Source organism: Sandarakinorhabdus sp. FBCC-B8862 (assembly GCF_059745315.1).
In genome coordinates, this window is the sequence record NZ_CM185574.1 from 777,060 (window position 1) to 796,769 (window position 19,710).

General features: G+C 66.6%; 20 protein-coding genes and 1 tRNA gene. 13 read left to right on the plus strand and 8 right to left on the minus strand.

From position 1 onward, the window contains the following. The first annotated feature begins 8 nt into the window (after positions 1-8). From AC6BOR_RS03670 to AC6BOR_RS03680, 3 genes are all read left to right on the plus strand, one after another. Positions 9-155: a lmo0937 family membrane protein gene (locus AC6BOR_RS03670; protein WP_498059861.1), complete on the plus strand. Its 147-nt coding sequence runs from the start codon at positions 9-11 to the stop codon at positions 153-155. Between the two features lie 80 nt (positions 156-235). After that, positions 236-517, plus strand: a complete 282-nt coding sequence (locus AC6BOR_RS03675; protein ID WP_498059862.1) for a hypothetical protein — start codon at positions 236-238, stop codon at positions 515-517. Then, positions 463-1,383 carry a transglutaminase-like domain-containing protein gene (locus AC6BOR_RS03680; protein ID WP_498059863.1) on the plus strand — a complete coding sequence of 307 codons (921 nt, stop codon included), beginning with the start codon at positions 463-465 and terminating at the stop codon, positions 1,381-1,383. The genes AC6BOR_RS03675 and AC6BOR_RS03680 overlap by 55 nt, the downstream gene beginning before the upstream one ends. Before the next feature lie 576 nt (positions 1,384-1,959). Here AC6BOR_RS03680 and AC6BOR_RS03685 read toward each other — a convergent pair. Further along, a tRNA-Leu gene (locus AC6BOR_RS03685) sits at positions 1,960-2,044 on the minus strand. A gap of 181 nt (positions 2,045-2,225) precedes the next feature. Here AC6BOR_RS03685 and AC6BOR_RS03690 point away from each other — a divergent pair. The 3 genes from AC6BOR_RS03690 (at position 2,226) to rsmD (ending at position 6,993) form a co-directional block, all read left to right on the plus strand. Further along, the gene (locus tag AC6BOR_RS03690; RefSeq protein WP_498059864.1) at positions 2,226-5,348 is read left to right on the plus strand and encodes a TonB-dependent receptor domain-containing protein; all 3,123 of its coding nucleotides are present in this window, start codon (positions 2,226-2,228) and stop codon (positions 5,346-5,348) included. Between the two features lie 92 nt (positions 5,349-5,440). Then, complete coding sequence (locus AC6BOR_RS03695) at positions 5,441-6,460, plus strand: pseudouridine synthase (protein WP_498059865.1); 1,020 nt, start codon at positions 5,441-5,443, stop codon at positions 6,458-6,460. Beyond that, a complete protein-coding gene (gene rsmD, locus AC6BOR_RS03700; protein WP_498059866.1) occupies positions 6,460-6,993 on the plus strand; it encodes a 16S rRNA (guanine(966)-N(2))-methyltransferase RsmD in 534 nt (177 codons plus the stop codon). The genes AC6BOR_RS03695 and rsmD overlap by 1 nt, the downstream gene beginning before the upstream one ends. A 58-nt stretch (positions 6,994-7,051) precedes the next feature. On the opposite strand, the gene AC6BOR_RS03705 is transcribed toward rsmD, so the two are convergent. Beyond that, on the minus strand, positions 7,052-7,948 hold the full coding sequence (locus AC6BOR_RS03705; protein WP_498059867.1) for a prephenate dehydratase: 897 nt from the start codon (positions 7,946-7,948) through the stop codon (positions 7,052-7,054). Between the two features lie 125 nt (positions 7,949-8,073). On the opposite strand from AC6BOR_RS03705, the gene AC6BOR_RS03710 reads away from it, so the two are divergent. Continuing rightward, entirely contained in the window at positions 8,074-8,685 is a 612-nt protein-coding gene (locus tag AC6BOR_RS03710; RefSeq protein WP_498059868.1) for a c-type cytochrome, read from the plus strand. An 84-nt stretch (positions 8,686-8,769) separates the two neighbouring features. On the opposite strand, the gene AC6BOR_RS03715 is transcribed toward AC6BOR_RS03710, so the two are convergent. From AC6BOR_RS03715 to AC6BOR_RS03730, 4 genes are all read right to left on the minus strand, one after another. Continuing rightward, positions 8,770-9,075 carry a hypothetical protein gene (locus AC6BOR_RS03715; protein ID WP_498059869.1) on the minus strand — a complete coding sequence of 102 codons (306 nt, stop codon included), beginning with the start codon at positions 9,073-9,075 and terminating at the stop codon, positions 8,770-8,772. A 109-nt stretch (positions 9,076-9,184) separates the two neighbouring features. Continuing rightward, a complete protein-coding gene (locus AC6BOR_RS03720) occupies positions 9,185-10,063 on the minus strand; it encodes an amidohydrolase family protein (RefSeq protein WP_498059870.1) in 879 nt (292 codons plus the stop codon). 45 nt (positions 10,064-10,108) lie between these two features. After that, positions 10,109-10,960, minus strand: a complete 852-nt coding sequence (locus AC6BOR_RS03725; RefSeq protein ID WP_498059871.1) for an LOG family protein — start codon at positions 10,958-10,960, stop codon at positions 10,109-10,111. Between the two features lie 55 nt (positions 10,961-11,015). Continuing rightward, positions 11,016-11,816, minus strand: coding sequence for an SDR family NAD(P)-dependent oxidoreductase (locus AC6BOR_RS03730; RefSeq protein ID WP_498059872.1), 801 nt, complete (start codon positions 11,814-11,816; stop codon positions 11,016-11,018). 60 nt (positions 11,817-11,876) lie between these two features. Between AC6BOR_RS03730 and AC6BOR_RS03735 the strand changes: the two genes are divergently transcribed. The 6 genes from AC6BOR_RS03735 (at position 11,877) to AC6BOR_RS03760 (ending at position 19,188) form a co-directional block, all read left to right on the plus strand. After that, the gene (locus AC6BOR_RS03735; RefSeq protein ID WP_498059873.1) at positions 11,877-13,211 is read left to right on the plus strand and encodes an APC family permease; all 1,335 of its coding nucleotides are present in this window, start codon (positions 11,877-11,879) and stop codon (positions 13,209-13,211) included. Beyond that, on the plus strand, positions 13,204-14,058 hold the full coding sequence (gene bla, locus AC6BOR_RS03740) for a class A beta-lactamase (RefSeq protein WP_498059874.1): 855 nt from the start codon (positions 13,204-13,206) through the stop codon (positions 14,056-14,058). The genes AC6BOR_RS03735 and bla overlap by 8 nt, the downstream gene beginning before the upstream one ends. A gap of 117 nt (positions 14,059-14,175) precedes the next feature. After that, positions 14,176-15,297 carry a phosphoserine transaminase gene (locus AC6BOR_RS03745; RefSeq protein WP_498059875.1) on the plus strand — a complete coding sequence of 374 codons (1,122 nt, stop codon included), beginning with the start codon at positions 14,176-14,178 and terminating at the stop codon, positions 15,295-15,297. A 123-nt stretch (positions 15,298-15,420) separates the two neighbouring features. Then, positions 15,421-17,001: a phosphoglycerate dehydrogenase gene (gene serA / locus AC6BOR_RS03750; protein ID WP_094473785.1), complete on the plus strand. Its 1,581-nt coding sequence runs from the start codon at positions 15,421-15,423 to the stop codon at positions 16,999-17,001. A 202-nt stretch (positions 17,002-17,203) separates the two neighbouring features. Further along, a complete protein-coding gene (locus AC6BOR_RS03755; RefSeq protein ID WP_498059876.1) occupies positions 17,204-18,301 on the plus strand; it encodes an ATP phosphoribosyltransferase regulatory subunit in 1,098 nt (365 codons plus the stop codon). Beyond that, positions 18,298-19,188 carry a 50S ribosomal protein L11 methyltransferase gene (locus AC6BOR_RS03760; protein ID WP_498059877.1) on the plus strand — a complete coding sequence of 297 codons (891 nt, stop codon included), beginning with the start codon at positions 18,298-18,300 and terminating at the stop codon, positions 19,186-19,188. Before AC6BOR_RS03755 ends, AC6BOR_RS03760 begins: the two co-directional genes overlap by 4 nt. Before the next feature lie 29 nt (positions 19,189-19,217). On the opposite strand, the gene AC6BOR_RS03765 is transcribed toward AC6BOR_RS03760, so the two are convergent. Then, entirely contained in the window at positions 19,218-19,367 is a 150-nt protein-coding gene (locus tag AC6BOR_RS03765) for a hypothetical protein (protein ID WP_165768675.1), read from the minus strand. Positions 19,368-19,497: 130 nt separating this feature from the next. Beyond that, positions 19,498-19,698, minus strand: a complete 201-nt coding sequence (locus AC6BOR_RS03770) for a hypothetical protein (RefSeq protein ID WP_498059878.1) — start codon at positions 19,696-19,698, stop codon at positions 19,498-19,500. Between the last annotated feature and the right edge of the window lie 12 nt (positions 19,699-19,710).

Sequence of the window (19,710 nt, forward strand, 5' to 3'; positions counted from 1 at the left end):
GAGATGACATGATCTTTGGTTTGATTGTGCTGCTGGTGGTGCTGTGGGCTCTGGGTCTTGCCACATCTTATACGGCAGGCGGGCTTATCCACATTCTGCTGGTGGTGGCATTGATCATGCTGGTGGTGAACCTGGTCAGCGGGCGGCGCATCTGATCTGCCGGCACCAGTGCCGGGCTGTTCCCGGTACCGGTTCCCTTCAGTGCCAATCAGCGTTTCGATGGAGTTTCGTTCAGATGCGCTGGCGCACGATGCAATCCACCGTGATGTTCCGCCACCCATTCCGCCTGCCGGGGCTGATGGAGCCGCAGCCGCCTGGCACCTATCGTCTGGTCATCAAGGAGGAGGAGGTGCACGGGCTGTCGTTTGTCACCTACTGCACGGCCGATGCCGTTCTGGAGGTCCCGACCAGCGACGGCAGCGCCGTCTTGCAGATGCCGATCCGGCTGGAACAACTGGATCAGTGCGTGCGCGTCGATCGCCGCATGTCGAAACGGATCGGCCCGCCGCCATGCTGATCCGTTGCGGTTACAGCATCGGCCTGCAGCTGGACCAGCCGGTCACGCTGCTGCAGATGCTGGCCGTCCATCCCAGCCAGCCACATGGCCAACTGCTGTGGGAACGGCACGGCAACAGCCTTGGCCTGCCCATTGCAGAGCTGCGCACAGAAGCAGGCAACCGCTGTCACAGGCTGGCTGCGCCCGCCGGCCCTCTGACCTTGTCGGGCGAGACGATGATGCGTTGCCCCGGCACAGCAGATCACCGCCAGCCATCGGCCCGCGAGGTTCCGGTGGTGAATCTTCCAGCAGATGCATTGATGTATCTGTTGGGGAGCCGCTATTGCGAAACCGATAAACTCGGCGGCTTTGCGTGGGACATGTTCGGCCGCGTCCCGCCCGGATGGTCCCGTGTGCAGGCGATCTGCGACTTCGTGCATCGCCATGTCCGCTTCGGCTATGCCCATGCCAGCGCAACCCGCACCGCCTGGGAGACGCTTCTCGAAGGTGAGGGGGTGTGCCGCGACTATGCACATCTGGCCATCAGCCTGTGCCGCTGCCTCAACATCCCGGCCCGTTACGTGAACGGCCACCTTGGCGACATCGGCGTTCCCTTGGTGGAACCGATGGACTTCAGCGCCTGGATGGAAGTGTATCTGGAAGGCGGCTGGCATGCCTTTGATCCACGCAACAACGCCGCTCGTATCGGTCGCATCATCATCGCCCGTGGCCGCGATGCCGCCGATGTGCCACTCATCCACAGCTTTGGCCCGCACCAATTGCAGCAATTTCGGGTTTGGACGTTCGAGGAACCAGCAACGCCAGCATCAAGCGACGAACGGCGCAAACTGACTTGGGCCTGCCGGGATAGCGCAATCTCGATCTGAACGGCCAACGGCTTCTTGCCGCTCCCGTTCGCGCCTTGACCATCGAAACCGGATCATTCTGATACCATGGCAGCCACGCCCGGCGCGGCCATTGTTCCGCTTCTGCCAGGGCGTCTGGCATCATGCGGGCAACGGCTGCTGCGATGAAACCAGCAGTTACCGGGCTATTCCGCCTGTTTCATCGGAGGCGTGTACGTCGCACCATATCGCCATTTCAGGGTCAAAGTTGGCACTCGACCATGGAGCAGCAGCGGCCAACACAAACGGCGAAGCCCTATTTCAGCCAGTCTCCGGGATTCGACGCGCCCGACACCATTCGAACCTGCGGCTTCTTCCAACGGAGAGCAGCGGCCTTGATGACCATCCTTGTGAACGACCAAGCCAACGATGAATGTCGGTAGAGAGGGCGCAAAATTGCCGCCAAAATTCCTGCGTCAATGATCAAGCGTCTGCCAGCACTTTCGAGTTGCCGGCCTCATGGTCGGCCAAGAGACTGGACTAAAGTGAGATCCAGATAAACCTTAACATCTCACCCTGCTGGCCCTGCCTCGCGGGATGCTGCGCATTGCTGGAATGTGGTGCCCCTGGCCGGACTCGAACCAGCACGGATTGCTCCATCCGATTTTGAGTCGGACGCGTCTACCAATTTCACCACAGGGGCACGGGGGCCGGTTAGCCCAAGCCGCTCCGGTGGGCAATGGGGTAGCACGGTTCGCTGATGCATTTTCGCAACAGTGGGGCGCTCCATTGTCGCAGGATTGTCATGACAGCCATTCTGCCCCTTTCCCTCGGGCGGCAGATTGGCCATTGGATGCGCCACAACCGCCAATGAGGGGGCTCTCATGCGTTCATCCATCCTGGCCGGGGTTTCTGCCCTGGCGATTTTCGCCGCGCCGGCATTTGCCGCTGAAGACCAGACCACCAAGACGGCTGCCGCCGAAGGCAATGCCGAGGAAGCATCTGCCGAGCTGATGATCGTCACCGGCTCGCGTATCGCGCGCCAGAACCTTGACGCCACCGTTCCGGTCAGCTCGATCAGCGCTGGCGAACTGCTCCAGAACGGCCAGGTCAACGTGGGTGACCGCATTGCCCTGCTGCCGCAGTTCCGTCCGACCTTCACCAGCCAGAACTCGGGCCGCTTCATCGGCACCGCCGGTCTGTCGATCCTCGATCTGCGTGGCCAGGGCACCGCCCGCACGCTGGTGCTGCAGAACGGTTTGCGCCACGTCACTTCGCAGCCGGGCGCTGCCACGGTCGACGTGTCGACCATCCCGGTTGACCTGATCGAGCGTGTTGACATCGTCACTGGCGGCAACTCGTCGGTTTACGGCTCGGACGCCGTGGCCGGTGTCGTCAACTTCGTGATGAAGCAGGACTTCCAGGGCCTGTCGGGCCGTGTGCAGGCCGGCACCTCGTCGCGCGGTGACTCCAACCAGTATATCGCCACGCTGACCGCCGGCACCAACTTCTCGGGCGGCCGCGGCAACATCGCCGTGTCGTTTGAGTACAACAAGAGCGACCCGCTCTTCTATTCCGACCGCGAGTATACCGGCGCCGTGATCGGCCGCACCCAGTTCCAGCTGGTACAGGACACCTCGGTCTCGGGCCCGGGTGGCACCGCCGAACCGGCTGCGGGTGACGGCATCTTTGACAACCAGCTGCTCAGCCGCATCAAGAATATCGGTATTTCGACCGGTGGCGCCTTCACCTCGGTCTGCCAGGGCGTCGCTCCGGGGGCCCGCGCCACGCTGAACTGCTCGGGCGTGTTCAACGCGCTTGGCACGTCGCAGTTCGGCAACGTCTTCGTCTTCCTGCCGGATGGCAGCCTGGTGAAGAACGTTGTTGATCGCGATTTCCGCACCTTCGGTTCGGGCAACGGCCAGGGCGGCCTGGGTTCGACTCTGCGTGAAACCGGCCTGATGCAGATCGGCAACACCCGTTACGCCGTCAACATGATTGGCCACTTTGATGTGGCGGACGCGTTCCGCCCCTATTTCGAAGCCAAGTGGGTGCGCACTGAATCGCTGCAGGAAGGCCAGCCGACCTTCTCGTCCGGCGCGCTGAACCCGACCTTCTCCATCAACAACCCGTTCCTCACCCAGCAGGCGCGTGATCTGCTGGTGACCAGCCTGGCGCCTGGCGCCACCGGTTTCCAGACCCAGCGCTTCAACATCGACTTCGGCGGCCGCGGCGAAAACCACAGCCGTGAACTGTTCCGCGCCGTCATCGGCACGCGCGGCACCTTCATGGACACCTGGAACTACAACGTCGCGCTGAACTATGGCCGCACCGAAACCTTCTACCAGACCCGCGGCAACGTCCATCTGCAGCGCTTCACCAACGCGGTGAACGCGGTGCGTGACAGCGCCGGCAACATCGTGTGCTCGATCAACACCGATACCAACACCAGCAACGATGATCCGGCCTGCCGTCCGCTGAACCTGTTCGGCCTCGGCGCGCCGTCGGCCGCTGCGCTCAGCTACATCACCCATGTTTCCAGCCGGAAGCAGTGGGCTGAGCAGATGAACGCGATCGCAACCATCAGCGGCGATTCCGCCAAGCTGTTCGAACTGCCCGGCGGCCCGATCGGCTTCTCGATCGGCGGCGAATGGCGCCAGGAGCGCAGCTACTCGGCGTTCGACGATGTCACCCGCACCGGTCAGACCTTCCTGAACTCCATCGCCACCTTCAACCCGCCCAAGCTGGATGTGTATGAAGCCTTCGGCGAAATCCGTCTGCCGCTGCTGAAGGACATGCCGTTCTTCAAGGAGCTGACCATCGAAGCCGCCAGCCGCGTCTCCAACTACAACAGCGGCAACACCGGCACCGTCGCCTCCTACAACGTGGGTGGCATCTGGCAGCCGGTGAGCGACATCCGCTTCCGGGCCAACTATGGCCGCGCCATCCGCTCGCCGACCCAGGGTGACCTGTACTCGGCCCAGTCGCAGACCTTCCTCAATGGTCTGGCGGACCCCTGCGGTCAGCAGAACATCAACAACAACCCGAACCGCGTCGCCAACTGCCGCGCCGCCGGCGTGCCGACCACCCAGACCTTCGTGGGCGTGACCGAGCCGTTCACCAACCGGCCGGCCTCGGGCATTTCGGGCGTGTCGGGCGGCAACCCGACCCTGTTCGCCGAAAAGTCGGACTCGATCACGGTTGGCGTCGTCCTCACCCCGTCGTTCCTGCCGGGCTTCACTGCCAGCCTCGACTGGTATCGCATCAGCCTGAAGGACGCGATCAACACGGTGGGCGCGCAGACCGTCATCAACCAGTGCTATGACGATCCGGGCGGCATCAACAACATCTTCTGCGCCGCCATCTTCCGCAACCCGGATGGCACCTTCCGCGGCCAGACCAACGTGCTGCACGCTGGCCAGACCGTGAACTTCCCGACCACCGGCAACGGCATCTCGTTCATCCAGGGCGCGTTCAACTATGCCCGCCAGGTCACCAGCGGCATCGATCTTGACATGGCCTATGCCCACAAGTTCGGTGAAGACTGGCGCCTGAACGCCCGCGTGCTGGTGTCGTGGCTGGGCCAGCGCAACATCTACACCTCGCTGACCGAGCCGAACCGCCTGACCCGCGAACGCTCCAGCCTGGGCAACCCGGAATGGAACGGCCAGGCCAACATCACGCTCGGCTACAAGGGCTTCGATCTGCTCTACAGCTTCCGCTATGTCGGCCGTCAGACCGTTGCTGCCTACGCCTCGCAGAATGTCGAGCAGGATCGTCCGCCGACGAACCTCGACGTTGTGCCGCGCGTCTGGTACCCGGCGATCACCTACTCCGACATCCGCTTCACCGCGAAGGTCTACAAGGACATCTCGGTCTATGCGGGTGTGGACAACATCTTCGACCGCCTGCCGCCGCTCGACCTGCTGCTCGGCGACGGCGCCGGCTCGGCGATCTACAGCAACACCGGCCGCTTCTTCTATGGCGGCGTCCAGGTGAAGTTCTGATCGTCTGATCAACGCCGAACAACGGAAGGGCCGGTGGCAACACCGGCCCTTCTTGTTTTGACAATCCGCCGCGCTGGCCGCATGGGGCAGGCATGCGACCACCCCGCAAACCCACTGGCAGCCGCCCGGCCGCACCCGCCGGCCGCTCTGGCCGCCGCCCGCCGCCAGACCGCGGCTTCGATGAACGGACCGAGCGTCCGCAGCGCCCGACCCGCCCGCGCGGCAAGGCCGACGAACGCCCGGCCCGGCCGGATCGCCGGGACGATGCCAGCCCCTCCCGCGATCGCCGCCCACCGCGCGCCGCCACACAGCGCCCAGGGGCCGAAGCACCCCGCCCCAAGCGCCCTCCGCCGCGGGTGCGGCAGACCGAAATCGCCCCCCAGCGCATCGCCAAGGCGCTGGCCCGCGCCGGTGTCGGCTCCCGCCGTGATATCGAGCGGATGATCGCCGAAGGCCGCATCGCCATCGATGGGGAAAAGCTCACCTCGCCCGCCCTCAACATCACCAGTCTGAAGGGCGTGACGGTGGATGGCGAGCCGGTGGCCGGCATTGCGCCTGCCAAGCTCTACCGCTTTCACAAGCCCGCCGGCTTCCTCACCGCCGCGCGCGACCCGGCCGGCCGCCCGACCATCATGGATATCCTGCCCGCCGGCCTGCCCCGCGTCGTCCCCGTCGGCCGGCTCGACATGAACACCGAAGGCCTGCTGTTGCTCACCACCGATGGCGAGTTGAAGCGCGCCCTCGAACTGCCGTCGTCCAACGTGCCGCGCGTCTATCGCGTCCGCGCCTTTGGCGAGGTCAGCCAAAAGGCGCTGGAAAGCCTCGCCGATGGCATCAGCATCGATGGCATCCATTATGGCCCGGTGCTGGCCGATGTCGAACGCAAGACCGGCCACAATGTCTGGCTGATCGTCACCATCCGCGAAGGCAAGAACCGCGAGGTGCGCCGCATCCTCGAACATATCGGGCTGCAGGTGAACCGGCTGATCCGCGTCGCCTATGGCCCCATCGGCCTGGATGATCTGCCGCCGCGCATGGCCGACGAGATCCCCGATGCTGATCTCGCCACGCTCAAGGCCATGCTGAAGGCGCCGAAACCGGGTTCCCGCTGATGCGCATCATTTCCGGGCGCTGGCGCGGCCGGGCGATTGCAGCGCCCGCCGGCCAGGCCACCCGCCCCACCAGCGACCGTGCCCGCGAAGCCATTTTCTCCATGCTCGCCAGCCGGCTGGGCAGCTTTGATGGGCTCGACGTGCTCGACGTGTTTGCCGGCACCGGCGCGCTGGGGCTGGAGGCGCTGTCCCGCGGCGCCGGCAGCGCCTGCTTCATCGACAATGATGCCGCCGCCGTGAAAGCGATCCGGGCCAATCTCGCCACGCTGGGCGCCAGCGCCACTGTGCGGCAGAGCCCGGTCACCAGCCTCGGCCCCGCCCCGCGCGGCCATCATCTCGTCTTCCTCGATCCGCCCTATGGCCAGGGGCTGGCCGGCCCGGCCCTGGCCCATCTCGCCGCCCACGGCTGGCTCGCCCCCGGCGCCATCATCAGCATCGAAACCGCCGCTGCCGACCCGCTTGAAAGCCCGTTCGAACAACTGGTCGAACGCCGCTTCGGCAAGGCCCTCGTCCGCCTGCTGCGCGCCCCCTGATCCGTTCCTCCCCCTCTGGGGGAGGTGCCGACCATCGGGAGGCGGAGGGGGCGGCGCCCTATGCCGCCCGATCCCGCGCGCGGGGATAGGTGCCGATGATCTTCACCCAGTTGGTGAAATAGGCCAGCTCCTCCAGCGCCCGCGCCACCGGCGGCTCGGCCGGCGACCCTTCGATCTCGGCATAAAATTCCGCCTGGGAAAAACTGCCGTCGCGCAAATAGCTTTCCAGCTTGGTCATGTTGACGCCATTGGTGGCAAAGCCGCCCAGCGCCTTGAACAGCGCCGCCGGCACCGAACGCACCTCGAAATGAAAACTGGTCATCGCCGCCACGCCCACTGGCGGCACCGCCGCCGCGCGTGCCAGCACCACGAACCGCGTGGTGTTGTGATCGGCATCCTCCACCCCTTCGGCCAGGATGTTCAGGCCATACAGCTCCGCCGCCAGCCGGCTGGCGATGGCCCCCATGGCAACATCGCCCTCGCCCGCCACCGCCGCGGCCGCCGCCGCCGTGTCGAAAAACTGCACCGGCGCGATGCCCCATTCCCGCAAGTGCCGGCGCACCTGGCCCAGCGCTTGTGGATGGCTCTTCACCTCCTTCAAGGCCGCCATGTCACCCAGCGCCAGCAGGCAGTGGCGCACCCGCACGAAATGTTCGCCGACGATGTGCAGGCCAGATTCGGGCAGCAGGAAATGCATGTCGGCCACCCGGCCGTGCAGGCTGTTCTCGATCGGAATCACCGCACAGCCGGCGCGGCCGGCCTGCACGGCCTCGATCGCATCTTCAAAACTGGCGCAGGGCAGCGGCAGCCGGTCGGGGAAGGTCTCGCGCACCGCCTGGTGGCTATAGGCGCCCGGCGCGCCCTGAAAGGCCACCGCCTGCTCCGGCGCGGCGGCGGCGGCCGCCACCATGCGATCAACCAGGGTCTGGGCCAAGGGCGGATAGCTGCTCGTCATACCCGTCCGTTAGGATAGTGCGCTGCAACAATCAAATGCTTGCGGGGCAGCCCGCAATTGCCTATCCCCTGCGACAGGAAGGCGCAGGCACGAGCTGGGCAGACCCTGCGCGCATGGAGCGACACGTGGACAGTTTCGAGTGGAACAAGATTTTCGGTGGCCTGCTGGCCGGCCTGCTGGCCGTTCTGGGCGTTTCGATCGCCAGCGACATGATGTTCGCCCGCCACCTGCCGGAAAAGCCCGGTTATGAAGTGGCCGGTGTGGAGGAAGGCCCGGCCGAGGGCGCCCCCGCCGCCGAAGCCGAAAAGCCCGCCGCCTTCTATCTCGCCTCTGCCGATGTCGCCAAGGGCGAGGCCGTGTTCAAGAAATGCGCCGCCTGCCACAATGCCGATCCGGCGGGCGCCAACGGCACCGGCCCCGGCCTCTATGGCGTGGTCGGCCGCCCGATCGCCAGCCACCCCGGCTTCTCCTATTCCGACGCGCTGTCGGGAATGAAGGGCGAGAAGTGGGATTGGGATCATCTGTGGGCCTGGCTGAAGAGCCCGAAAAACTTCATGGCCGGCAACAAGATGAGCTTTGCCGGCATCACCAAGCCGGAAGAGCGCGCCGCCGTGATTGCCTATCTCAACAGCAAGAGCGCCAGCCCGCTGCCGCTTCCCGCTGCGCCTGCGGAAGAGGCTCCCGCCGCCGAAGCCGCCGAGGAAGCGCCCGCCCCGGCCGACGCTGCCGCCAAATAAGCGCACAACCAACAAGAAGGGGGCGGTTGCCGATCTGGCAGCCGCCCCCTTCTTGTTGGACATGAACGCGGTGCGACAGCCAGGCTATTGCAGCGCGATCACGACCAGTTCGATGGCCAGCACCGCGACGGCCACCAGCAGAATGATCCGCATCCGGCGATAGCGCTGCTGCAGTTCGGCATCATAGGCCACCACATCCAGCCAATATCGGTCTGCCCCGGCCGCATGGATGATGCCGCGCTCCCGCATCCGTTCAAATTGTCGGCGTTCGATGGGCTTTTCCGGCGCAAAGGCCACCGCGCGATCCGGCCGCACGGCATCGGCGGCAAAGAAATGATGCTGAATATCGCGCCGGGCCTTGGCAACAACGGCAGCAGCAGCAGTGGCCATGGCAGGCGTCCCTCCCTCACCGGAATACGCCGCTGGCCGCATGCGGCAGCAACGTACGGCAAGGCTGGCACAGTCGCCATGCATTGCCAAGCCGCCGCCTGCAGCCGGCTCAACGCGACAGGGCCAGCAGCGCCGCCATATTGTCGTGGAACAACTGGCGCTGCTCCGCCGGTGCAAGCGGCAGCATGCGGGCTGCCATTACGGCGCCGCCCACATCATAAGCCGGCCAGTCCGTGCCAAAGATCATCCGGTCCATGCCGATCTTGCGCATGGTGGCCACCAATTCCGGCGCCACCGGGGTGTCGGCATAGAGGGGCGCGATGGCCGACAGATCGAACCAGACATTGCGCGCGGCGGCACGCTCCTTCAGCAGGCTCCACACCATCGTCTCGCGAAACCGCACATACCCCATGTGGGCAAGGATGAAGCGCGTGCCCGGCTGGCTCATCGTCAACTTCAGGAACTTGCCGATCTGGCCCGGATCGAAGGGATCATAGCTGTCAAACAGCACCGTCATGCCCAGCTTGCCGCAATGCGCGGTGATGCGCGCCACGGCCGGATCAGCCACATCAAATTCCTGGCTGTTGGGGTGCAGCTTGATGAAACGCACCCCCTGAGCGGCCAGCCGATCAAGCTCGGCCACGGCCGCATCACCATCGGCCGGGTGCACCGAAGCAATGGCAAAATAGCGCTGGGGATTGGCCGCCACAGCTTGCAGCAGGGCATCATTCTTGGCCTGCACCGCCGCAGGCCCGCCGCCGGCAATCACGATCAGGGCACTGCGGCTGATCCCGGCGGCGCCCTGCAAACGGCCCAACCCCTCGGTGCCCAGGCTGTGCCCGGGCCCCATGGCATCACTATCCCCGGTGCGCAGATGCGCGTGCCCGTCGATGATCGGCCCCGCATAGGGGGTCGCGTTCTGCGCCGTGCCGGCGCTGGCCTGCAGCAGGGCAGCGGTGATGGCCACAGCCAGCATGATCCTGTTCATGCCAACTGTGTTATATCAATAATGCAGTTGGTCAAGCCCGGCGCGTCACAGCCCGTAGTGCGCCTTCACGATGGCCCAGCCTTCCTCGGCCGTTTCGACGAAATGGAACAGGTCCAGATCGGCCTTGGCGATCACGCCCTCCTCGGCCAGCGCCTCGAAATTGACCACGCGATTCCAGAAGTCCCGGCCATAGAGCAGGATCGGCAGCGGCGCGACCTTGCCGGTCTGCACCAGGGTCAACAGCTCGAAAAACTCGTCGAACGTGCCAAAGCCGCCGGGGAACACCGCCACCGCCTTGGCGCGCATCAGGAAATGCATCTTGCGCAGCGCGAAATAATGGAACTGGAACGAAAGGCCCGGCGTCACATAGGGGTTGGGCACCTGCTCGTGCGGCAACACGATGTTCAGGCCCACCGACGGCGCCCCGCTTTCCCACGCCCCCCGGTTTGCCGCCTCCATGATCGACGGGCCGCCGCCGGAGCACACGGTGAAGCAGCGCTCACCCGCCTTGCAATAGGTGGAAACCTGCACCGCCAATTGGCGCGCCACCTCATAATAATGCGCATTGGCCGCCAGCCGTTCCGCCACCGCCCGCCGCTCTGGCGTTTCGGCGGCATCGATCAGCGCCTGGGCCGTTTCCGGCGATGGAATCCGCGCCGAGCCATAGAAGACAAAGGTCGATTCAATCCCGGCCTCGGTCAGCAGCAGCTCCGGCTTCAACAGCTCCAGCTGGAAACGCACCGGCCGCAGATCCTCGCGCAGCAGGAACTCCGTGTCCTGGAACGCCATGCGATAGGCGGGATGCTCGGTCTGCGGCACGGCGGTGGGCGTGTTGCCCAGCTCGGCATCGGCCTTGGCGGTCGGAAAGATCCGGGGGGGCACCGGCGGTGTCATCATATTGTCATATTCTCCGCAAAACGGCCGAGGGCGATAATCCAGCCCGCCGCGCTTGTCACGCCTGTTTCGTCAGCCCCAAGGCCGCGGTTGCAGCCGCCACACTGCCATGGCGCCAGCCCATGTCGTCAATCAGATGGGCGTGGGTCGGAATATGGAACAGCCCCAGGTCCAGCCCCTTCAGGCACAGTTCGGCCGCCCGTTCCGGCAGGATGATGCCCATGTCCGCCGGCCATTTCGCCGGATCGGGCCCCAGCCCGGCTGCCGTCAGCCCGGTGTAGACCCCACCGGGCAGCAGCACATGCACGTCCAGCGGCTTGCCACCGTTCCGGCATTCGGTCGCCAGCCACTCCGCCAGGATCAGCACGCCATGCTTGGCGGCGGCATAGAGCCCGTTGCCGAAATTCTGGATCGATTGCGGCAAGGACAGGCTGTTTTCCGAACCGGTGATGACCAGCCGCCCGCGCCAGCCGCCGGCCTCCGCCGCCGCCACCAGCGCCTGCGCCAGCCTGGTCGGCCCCAGCATGTTGATTTCCCACAAGCGGGCGAGGCCCGGATCATCCAGATCGGCCTTCAGCAGCCGCCTTGTGTAACCGATGCCGGCATTGGCAAACACCGCGTCCAGCCGGCCATGGCGGGCGACCAGCTGCTCCACGGCGCGGGGGCCAGCGGCGCCATCGGCCAGATCGATCACCAGTGCCTCGCCGCCGCACAGCCGGGCGGTTTCGGTCACCCCGTCGGCATTGATGTCGGCGGCAGCCACCTGCGCCCCGCGCTGCGCCAACTGCACCGCCAGCGCCCGGCCAATGCCACTCGCCGCCCCGGTGATCAGCACCCGCTGCCCGTTCCAGTCGATCATCCCCAGCTTCCTTTTCGTGTCCGCATTGACGAGAGCGCGTTCCCGGTGCCACGTCAACCGATGGACACAGCTGGTCTGGAACGGGCATTGAAGCCCGGCGGCGTGTTGCTGCTGGTGCTGTCGGCGGTGTCGCCGGTGCTCTCGGTGTTTGTTGGCGGCTCCGCCGTGCTGCACCTGGCTGGCAGCGGCGCAGCGCTGGCGTTTCTCACCGGCGGCCTCATCGCAGCGCTGTTTGCCCTGCTCTATGCCGAACTGGGCGCGCGCGTGCCGGGCGCCGGTGGCGTCTATCCCGGCCTCGCCGCCCTGATCGGCCCTGGCGTCGCCCACGGCTATATGTTCATGACCCTGGTCACCGCCATGCCGCTGATCGCCTTTTCGGCGCTCGGTCTGGCCGGTTACCTCAAGATCCTCTGGCCGTCCCTCCCCACCCTGCCGGTCGCGCTGGCCGGGCTGGCGGCGGCGGCGGCCATCGCCATGCTCAATATCCGCACCTCGGCTCTGGTCACCGGCCTGTTCCTCGGGGTGGAACTGCTGGCACTCGCCATCCTCACCTGGGTTGCCGCCACCGCGCCGCACGCCGCGCTCACCACCGTGCTGATGCCGCCCGAATTCCACTGGAACAATTTCGGAATCGCCGCCTTGGGCGGCCTGTTCTGGTGTGGCGGGGCCGTCTATGCGCTCTATTTCGTTGAGGAAATGGAGGGCGGCCAGCGCGCGCTTGGCCCGGTGGTGGCGCAGGCCGGGGCCATCTCGGCGCTGGTCATCGCCGCCCCCATGCTGGTGCTGGTGCCAGCGATGGACGTGGTGCCCGGCCTCTATGCCGCCGAAACGCCGATCGCCGCCTTTCTGGAACGCCAGGCCAGTCCGGCGGTGGCCCAGGCGGTGTCCGCCGGTGTCATCGCCGCGGTGTTCAACGCCCTCATCGCCACCATCATGGCCTTTGCCCGGCTGGTGCTGGGCATGGGCCGCGATGGCGTGCTGCCCGGCGCGCTCGGCCGGCTCGCCACTTTCGTCTCCGCCCGCCAGCGTGCGCCCTGGGGGGCCACGCTCATCGTCACCCTCGCTGCTGCCGCCGCCATCGGCCTTGGCGAACGCTGGCTGCTCATCCTCACCAGCGGCAATGTCGCCGATTATATCCTGATCGCCCTCGCCTTGCTGCTCGCCCGCCGCCGCGCCGAACCCACGGTGTGGGCCGCCCCCGCCCATCCGGCGCTGCCACTGCTCGCCATCCTCGTCACCCTGTGGGCCATCCAGAGCTTCTGGTTCGATGCCGAAACCGGCCGGCCGTCGCTGCTGCTGATCGGCGGCACCTTCCTCGCCGCCTGGGCCGCCTGGCACCTGCGCGCCGCCGCCGGCACCGCCCCCGCCTTCAACCGGAGCCTGCCAGATGCTTGACCGCCGCCAGTTCGTCGCCGCCCTGCCGCTGCTTGCCGCCGCTGCACCCGATCGCTTCGCCCCCTTGCGCCGCGCCATCGCAACAATCGAGCATGATGCCGGCGGCCCCATCGGCGTCGCCCTGCTCGACACCCACACGGGCGCCCGCTTCAGCCACCGCGCCAGTAGCCGCTTCCCCCTGTGCTCCACCTTCAAGCTGCTGCTCGCCGCCCGGCTGCTGCACGGCGCCGAAACGGGCCTCTGGCAGCTCGGCGAACGCCTGCCCATCCACCGGGAGGATATGCTCAACAACGCCCCGTTCAGCGAAACCCGCATCGGCGGCAGCGCGTCGCTGCTGGAAATGGCCGAGGCGATGTGCGTCCTGTCCGACAATCCGGCCGCCAATCTCGCGCTGGCCCGGCAAGGCGGCCCTGCCGCGCTCACCGCCTGGCTGCGCAGCATCGGCGACACCACCACAAGGCTCGACCGCAACGAGCCCGAAATGAACAACGAAACCCCCGGTGACCCGCGCGACACCACCACGCCGGCCGCCATGCTCGCCACGTCGCGCGCGCTGGTCGAAGGCCGCATCTTGTCCGCCGCCGGCCGCGCCCGCCTGCTTGGCTGGATGCAGGCCAGCCGCACCGCCGACACCATGATCCGCGCCGCGCTGCCACCGGGCTGGGCGGAGGCGAACAAGACCGGCGCCGGTTCCTGGCGCGCCCGCAACATCGTTTCGCGCATCACGCCACTCGGCCGGCGCCCGATCTGGGTCGCCGCCTATCTGTTCGCCGCCAAGTCTGAATTGGCCGAACGCAACCGCCACTTCGTCCCGCTCGGCCGCGCCATCGTCGAGTCGCTGGCCTGAACCACCGCTGCGCTCCACGGTAAATCCGAAACCGCTTGACCCCCGCTGCCAAACCACTAAGGCCGGCGGCGGGCCACGCCGTCCCAACGCGGCGCGCGCTCTCTGAAAGGAGAGAACATGACTGCCAAACCGACCACGCTGCCACAGCGTGCGCATTTCTCGTCCGGGCCTTGTGCAAAAAGGCCTGGCTGGAGCCCCGAACAACTCGACACCGCCTCGCTTGGCCGCTCGCACCGCTCCAAGCTGGGCAAGGCGCGCCTGAAGCACGCCATCGATCTCACCCGCAAGATTTTGGGCGTGCCCGACACGCACCGCATCGGCATCGTGCCCGCCAGCGACACCGGCGCCTATGAAATGGCGATGTGGACCATGCTGGGCGCCCGCCCGGTCACGGCGCTGGCCTGGGAGTCGTTCGGTGAAGGCTGGGTCACCGATGCCGCCAAGCAGCTGAAATTGAACCCCACGGTCATCACCGCCCCCTATGGCGAGCTGCCCGATCTGGCCGCTGTCGATTTCGCGGGCGACGTGCTGTTCACGGCCAACGGCACAACATCGGGCGTGCGCGTGCCCAATTATGACTGGATCCCCGCCACCCGCGAAGGCCTGACCTTTGCCGATGCCACCTCCGCCGTGTTCGCGCAGGACGTGGATTGGGACAAGGTCGATGTCCTCACCTACAGCTGGCAGAAGGTGCTGGGCGGCGAAGGCGGCCACGGCGTCCTCATCCTCGGCCCCCGCGCCGTCGAGCGCCTCGAAACCCACACCCCGGCCTGGCCGTTGCCCAAGATCTTCCGCCTCGTCTCCAAGGGCAAGCTGACCGAAGGCATCTTCGTCGGCGAAACCATCAACACCCCCTCCATGCTGGCGGTCGAGGATTATATCGACGCGCTGGAATGGGCCGAAAGCCTGGGCGGCCTCGATGCCCTCAAGGCCCGCGCCAACGCCAACGCCGCCGCGCTCGACGCCTGGGTGCAGACGACGGCCTATGTCGAGCATCTGGCCAAGGACCCAGCCTCGCGCTCCAACACCAGCGTCTGCCTCGTCCTCCCCGGGCTCGCCGAAGACAAGGTGAAGGCGATCGTGTCGCTCCTCGAAAGGGAAAACGCCGCCTACGACATCGGCGCCTATCGCGACGCGCCCGCCGGCTTGCGCATCTGGTGCGGCGCCACCGTCGACACCGCCGACATCGTGGCGCTGACCCACTGGCTCGACTGGGCCTACGCGCAAGTCAACCAATAACCTCCCCTCCCGCTTGCGGGAGGGGTCGGGGGTGGGCTTGTTCGCCCACACCGCCGTTCCTGCATGACACCATTCCCACCCCCAGCCCCTCCCGCAAGCGGGAGGGGAGCAGGAGTATCCCCCATGCCTCGCGTTCTCATTTCCGATCAAATGTCCCCCAAGGCCGCCGAAATCTTCCGCGCCCGCGGTATCGAGGTCGATGAAATCACCGGCCTGTCGAAGGACGAGCTGATCAAGATCATCGGCCAATATGACGGCCTCGCCATCCGCTCCTCCACCAAGGTGACCAAGGATGTGCTCGCCGCCGCCACCAATCTGAAGGTTGTCGGCCGCGCCGGCATCGGGGTGGACAATGTCGATATCCCCGCCGCCTCGTCGCGCGGTGTCGTCGTGATGAACACGCCCTTCGGCAACTCGATCACCACCGCCGAACATGCCATCGCCCTGATGTTTGCGCTGGCCCGCCAGCTGCCCGAAGCCGATGCCTCCACCCAGGCCGGCAAGTGGGAAAAGAACCGCTTCATGGGCGTTGAAGTGACGGCCAAGACGCTGGGCCTGATCGGCGCCGGCAACATCGGCAGCATCGTTGCCGATCGCGCCCTGGGCCTCAAGATGAAGGTGATCGCCTATGATCCCTTCCTCACCCCGGAACGCGCCGAGCATATGGGCGTGACCAAGGTGACGCTCGATGAACTGCTCGCGCAAGCCGATTTCATCAGCCTGCACACGCCGCTGACCGACAGCACGCGCAACATCCTGTCCCGCGAAAATCTGCTGAAGTGCAAGCCCGGCATCCGAATCGTCAACTGCGCGCGTGGCGGCCTGATCGACGAAGCGGCGCTGAAGGAACTGCTCGACAGCGGCCACATCGCCGGCGCCGCACTCGACGTGTTTGCCGAGGAACCGGCCAAGTCGAGCCCGCTGTTCGGCACCCCCAATTTCGTTTCCACCCCGCACCTCGGCGCCAGCACCGACGAAGCCCAAGTCAATGTCGCCATCCAGGTCGCCGAGCAGCTGTCGGACTTCCTGCTCACAGGCGGCGTCACCAACGCGCTCAACATGCCGTCGCTCAGCGCCGAAGAGGCCCCGCGCCTCAAGCCCTACATGGCGCTGGCCGAACGGCTGGGCAGCCTCGTCGGCCAGCTCGACAAGGATGGCATCAAGTCCGTCCGCATCGAGGTGGAAGGCGCCGCCGCCCAGCTCAACATCAAGCCGATCACGGCAGCCGTCCTCGCCGGCCTGATGCGCGTGCACAGCGACACGGTGAACATGGTCAACGCGCCTTATTTGGCCCGCGAGCGCGAGATCGAGATCGCCGAAGTGCGCCACGAGCGTGACACCGATTACAACACGCTGCTGCGCGTGACGGTGCACACCGCCAACGGCCCGCGCACGGTGGCGGGCACCCTGTTCGGCATGTCGAAGCCGCGCCTGACCGAGATTTTCGGCATCACCGTCGAAGCCGATCTCGCCGGCGACATGCTCTACATCGTCAACGAAGACAAACCCGGCTTCATCGGCCGCCTCGGCAGCGCGCTGGGCAGCGCCGGCGTCAACATCGGCACCTTCCACCTCGGCCGCCGCGACGCCGGCGGCGAGGCGGTGCTGCTGCTCTCGGTCGACAACGCCATCCCCGACGCGCTGCTCACCGACATCCGCGCCCTGCCCGGCGTGAAGGTCGCCAGCGCCCTGCACTTCGTCTGAACGAACATCCTCCCCCTCTGGGGGAGGTGGCAGACCCGGCGAAGGCCGGGGCTGACGGAGGGGCCTGGCGCACGCACCGCCGGCCCCCTCCGCTCTGGGGGAGGTGCCGAGCAGCGCGAGGCGGAGGGGGCCGCACCCGTGCCGCCACACCAGCCGCGCCCCCATCTTGCCCCCCCTCCCCCAACCGGCTAACCCCCACCCCATGAACATCCCCGGTCTCCTTCCCGAAGGCCTGCGCGATCGGCTGCCGCCGCAGGCGCAGGCGCTGGCCAGCCTGGTGCGCACCCTCACCGATGTCTGCGGCGCCCATGGCTATGAACGGGTGGCGCCGCCGCTGATCGAATATGAAAGCAGCCTCGCCAGCGGCAGCAGCCGCGAACGGCTGCGCTTCACCGATCCGGTCAGCCAGCAAACGCTGGCGCTGCGCTCCGACATCACCGGCCAGGTCGGCCGCATCGCCGTCACCCGCCTCGCCCAGCAGGCACGGCCGCTGCGACTGATGTATGCCGGCCAGGTGCTGCGCGTGCGCGGTGATCAGCTTTCCCCCGAACGCGAACGCACCCAGGCCGGCGCCGAACTCATCGGCAGCGATGGCCCCGCAGCGGCCGCCGAACTGCTGCAACTGGCCATCGCCGCGCTTGCCACTGCTGGCGTCACCGGCCTCAGCGTCGATCTCACCATGCCGACGCTGGTCGCCGATCTCGCCGCTGCCGGCTGGCCGCTGGGCCGCGCCAGCCTCGCCCAGGTGCAGGCGCTGCTCGATGGCAAGGATGTCGGCGCGCTGAAGCTGCTGGGTGCCGATGCCTTCGTGCCGCTGATCGCCGCCGCCGGCCCGGCCCCGGCCGCCATCATCGCCTTGCGCCAGCTTGATCTGCCCGATGCCATATTGGCCCGCCTTGATGCCATCGCCGCGCTGGCCGCCGGGCTGGATGGCGTGGCCGTCACCCTCGATCCCACCGAACGCCACGGCTTTGAATATCAGACCTGGCTCGGCTTCTCGCTGTTCGGCGCCGGTCTTGCCGCCGAACTCGGCCGCGGCGGCGCCTATCTCGTGCCCCGCCCCGATGGCGCCCAGGAACCCGCCATCGGCTTCTCGCTCTATGTTGATGGTCTGGTTGATCTCGGCCTCGGTGTCGAGCCGCAGCGCCGCATCCTGCTGCCGCTTGGCACGCCGGCCGCCGATGCTGCGGCCTTGCGCGGGCTAGGCTGGATCACGGTCGCCGCGCTTGATGCCGAAACCGGCGCCGCCGCGCTCCACTGCAGCCACATCTGGCAATCCGGCCAGGCGGTCCCGGCATGAGCTGGACGCTCCAGTTCCGCGTCAACCGCGCCGAGGCCGAAAATCTGCCCGATCTCTTTGATCTGATGGATGATCCCCCCACGCTGAACGTGGAGGAACCCGATCCGGCCAAACCCGACGATTGGCTGCTCACCGCCTATTTCGCCGATCAGCCTGAGGCCGCGACGGTTGACCGGATCGTGGCGCTCTTCCCGTCGGCCAGCGATGTTGCCCTCACCGAACTGGCGGAGGCGGACTGGACAACCCTGTCCCAGCGCGGGCTGGAGCCGGTGCGCGCCGGCCGCTTCATCGTCCACACCGCCGATCATGCCGATGCCGTGCGCCTGGGCGATTGGGGTCTCAGGATCGAAGCCGGTCTCGCCTTTGGCACCGGCCAGCATGCCACCACCCACGGCTGCCTCAAGGCACTGGTGCGGCTGGGCAAGCAGCGGCGCTTTCACAACATCGCCGATATCGGCACCGGCACCGGTGTGCTGGCCATGGCCGCCCAGCGCCAGCACCGCAGCGCCCGCTGCATCGCCAGCGACATTGATCCCATTGCCATCGACGTCACCCGCGAGAATATGGCGCTGAACCATTTTGTCGCAGGTACATGCGCTGCACGCATGGCAACGGCCACAGCGCCGGGCCTTTCGGCGCCGGCGCTGCGGTCACGTGCTGCATATGATCTCGTGCTCGCCAACATATTGGCGCCGCCGCTGATTGCGCTTGCGCGCGATCTGTCGGCGGTGATTGCGCCCGGCGGGGTGCTGGTGATGGCGGGGCTGCTCTTGCCTCAGCAACGCGCCGTCGCCAACGCCTATCGCCGGCACGGGTTGGTGCCGGCGGGCGCTGTGGACTGGCAGGCCGAATGGCCCACACTGGTCCTGACGAAAAAACGGGTGTGATGCCCGCAGCTTCGCCGTTCCAACGCTGATTACAGCGCGTGGAACAGACGGGCTTCCACCACAGCCGGCGTCAACACAACGCGACGCTTGCGGATGGGCAGGGGGCGAACCGGGGCCAGAACATCCGACACCGGGACAGCGCGCACCTGCGGTTCAAATTCAGTCGATACGACCTTCATTGGTACGCTCCTGTTTCATCAACCGGGCCAATTCCCGGCTGACAGGAGCTGTAATAAGACTGTCACACGCCTTTGTGCAGTGCAGCAGATTCGGCATCAGCCATGCATTCAATGCATGGATTACAGAACGTCAGGGTCTTGGCGGTAACGTCAGGTCGATCACCTCTTCCAACTGACTGTGAAGATGCGGCACGGCCGGTGCTGGCACGGTGCCATGCAGGGCGTGGAACGGCCGCGCGTCAGCCACTACCGGGGTCAATTCGGCATGAAGCCCGGGTTCGGCCGCCTTGCGGTGTGCCGTCCGGTCAGGTCCAGGCAAAGGATTCTTCATGATGGCGCTCCT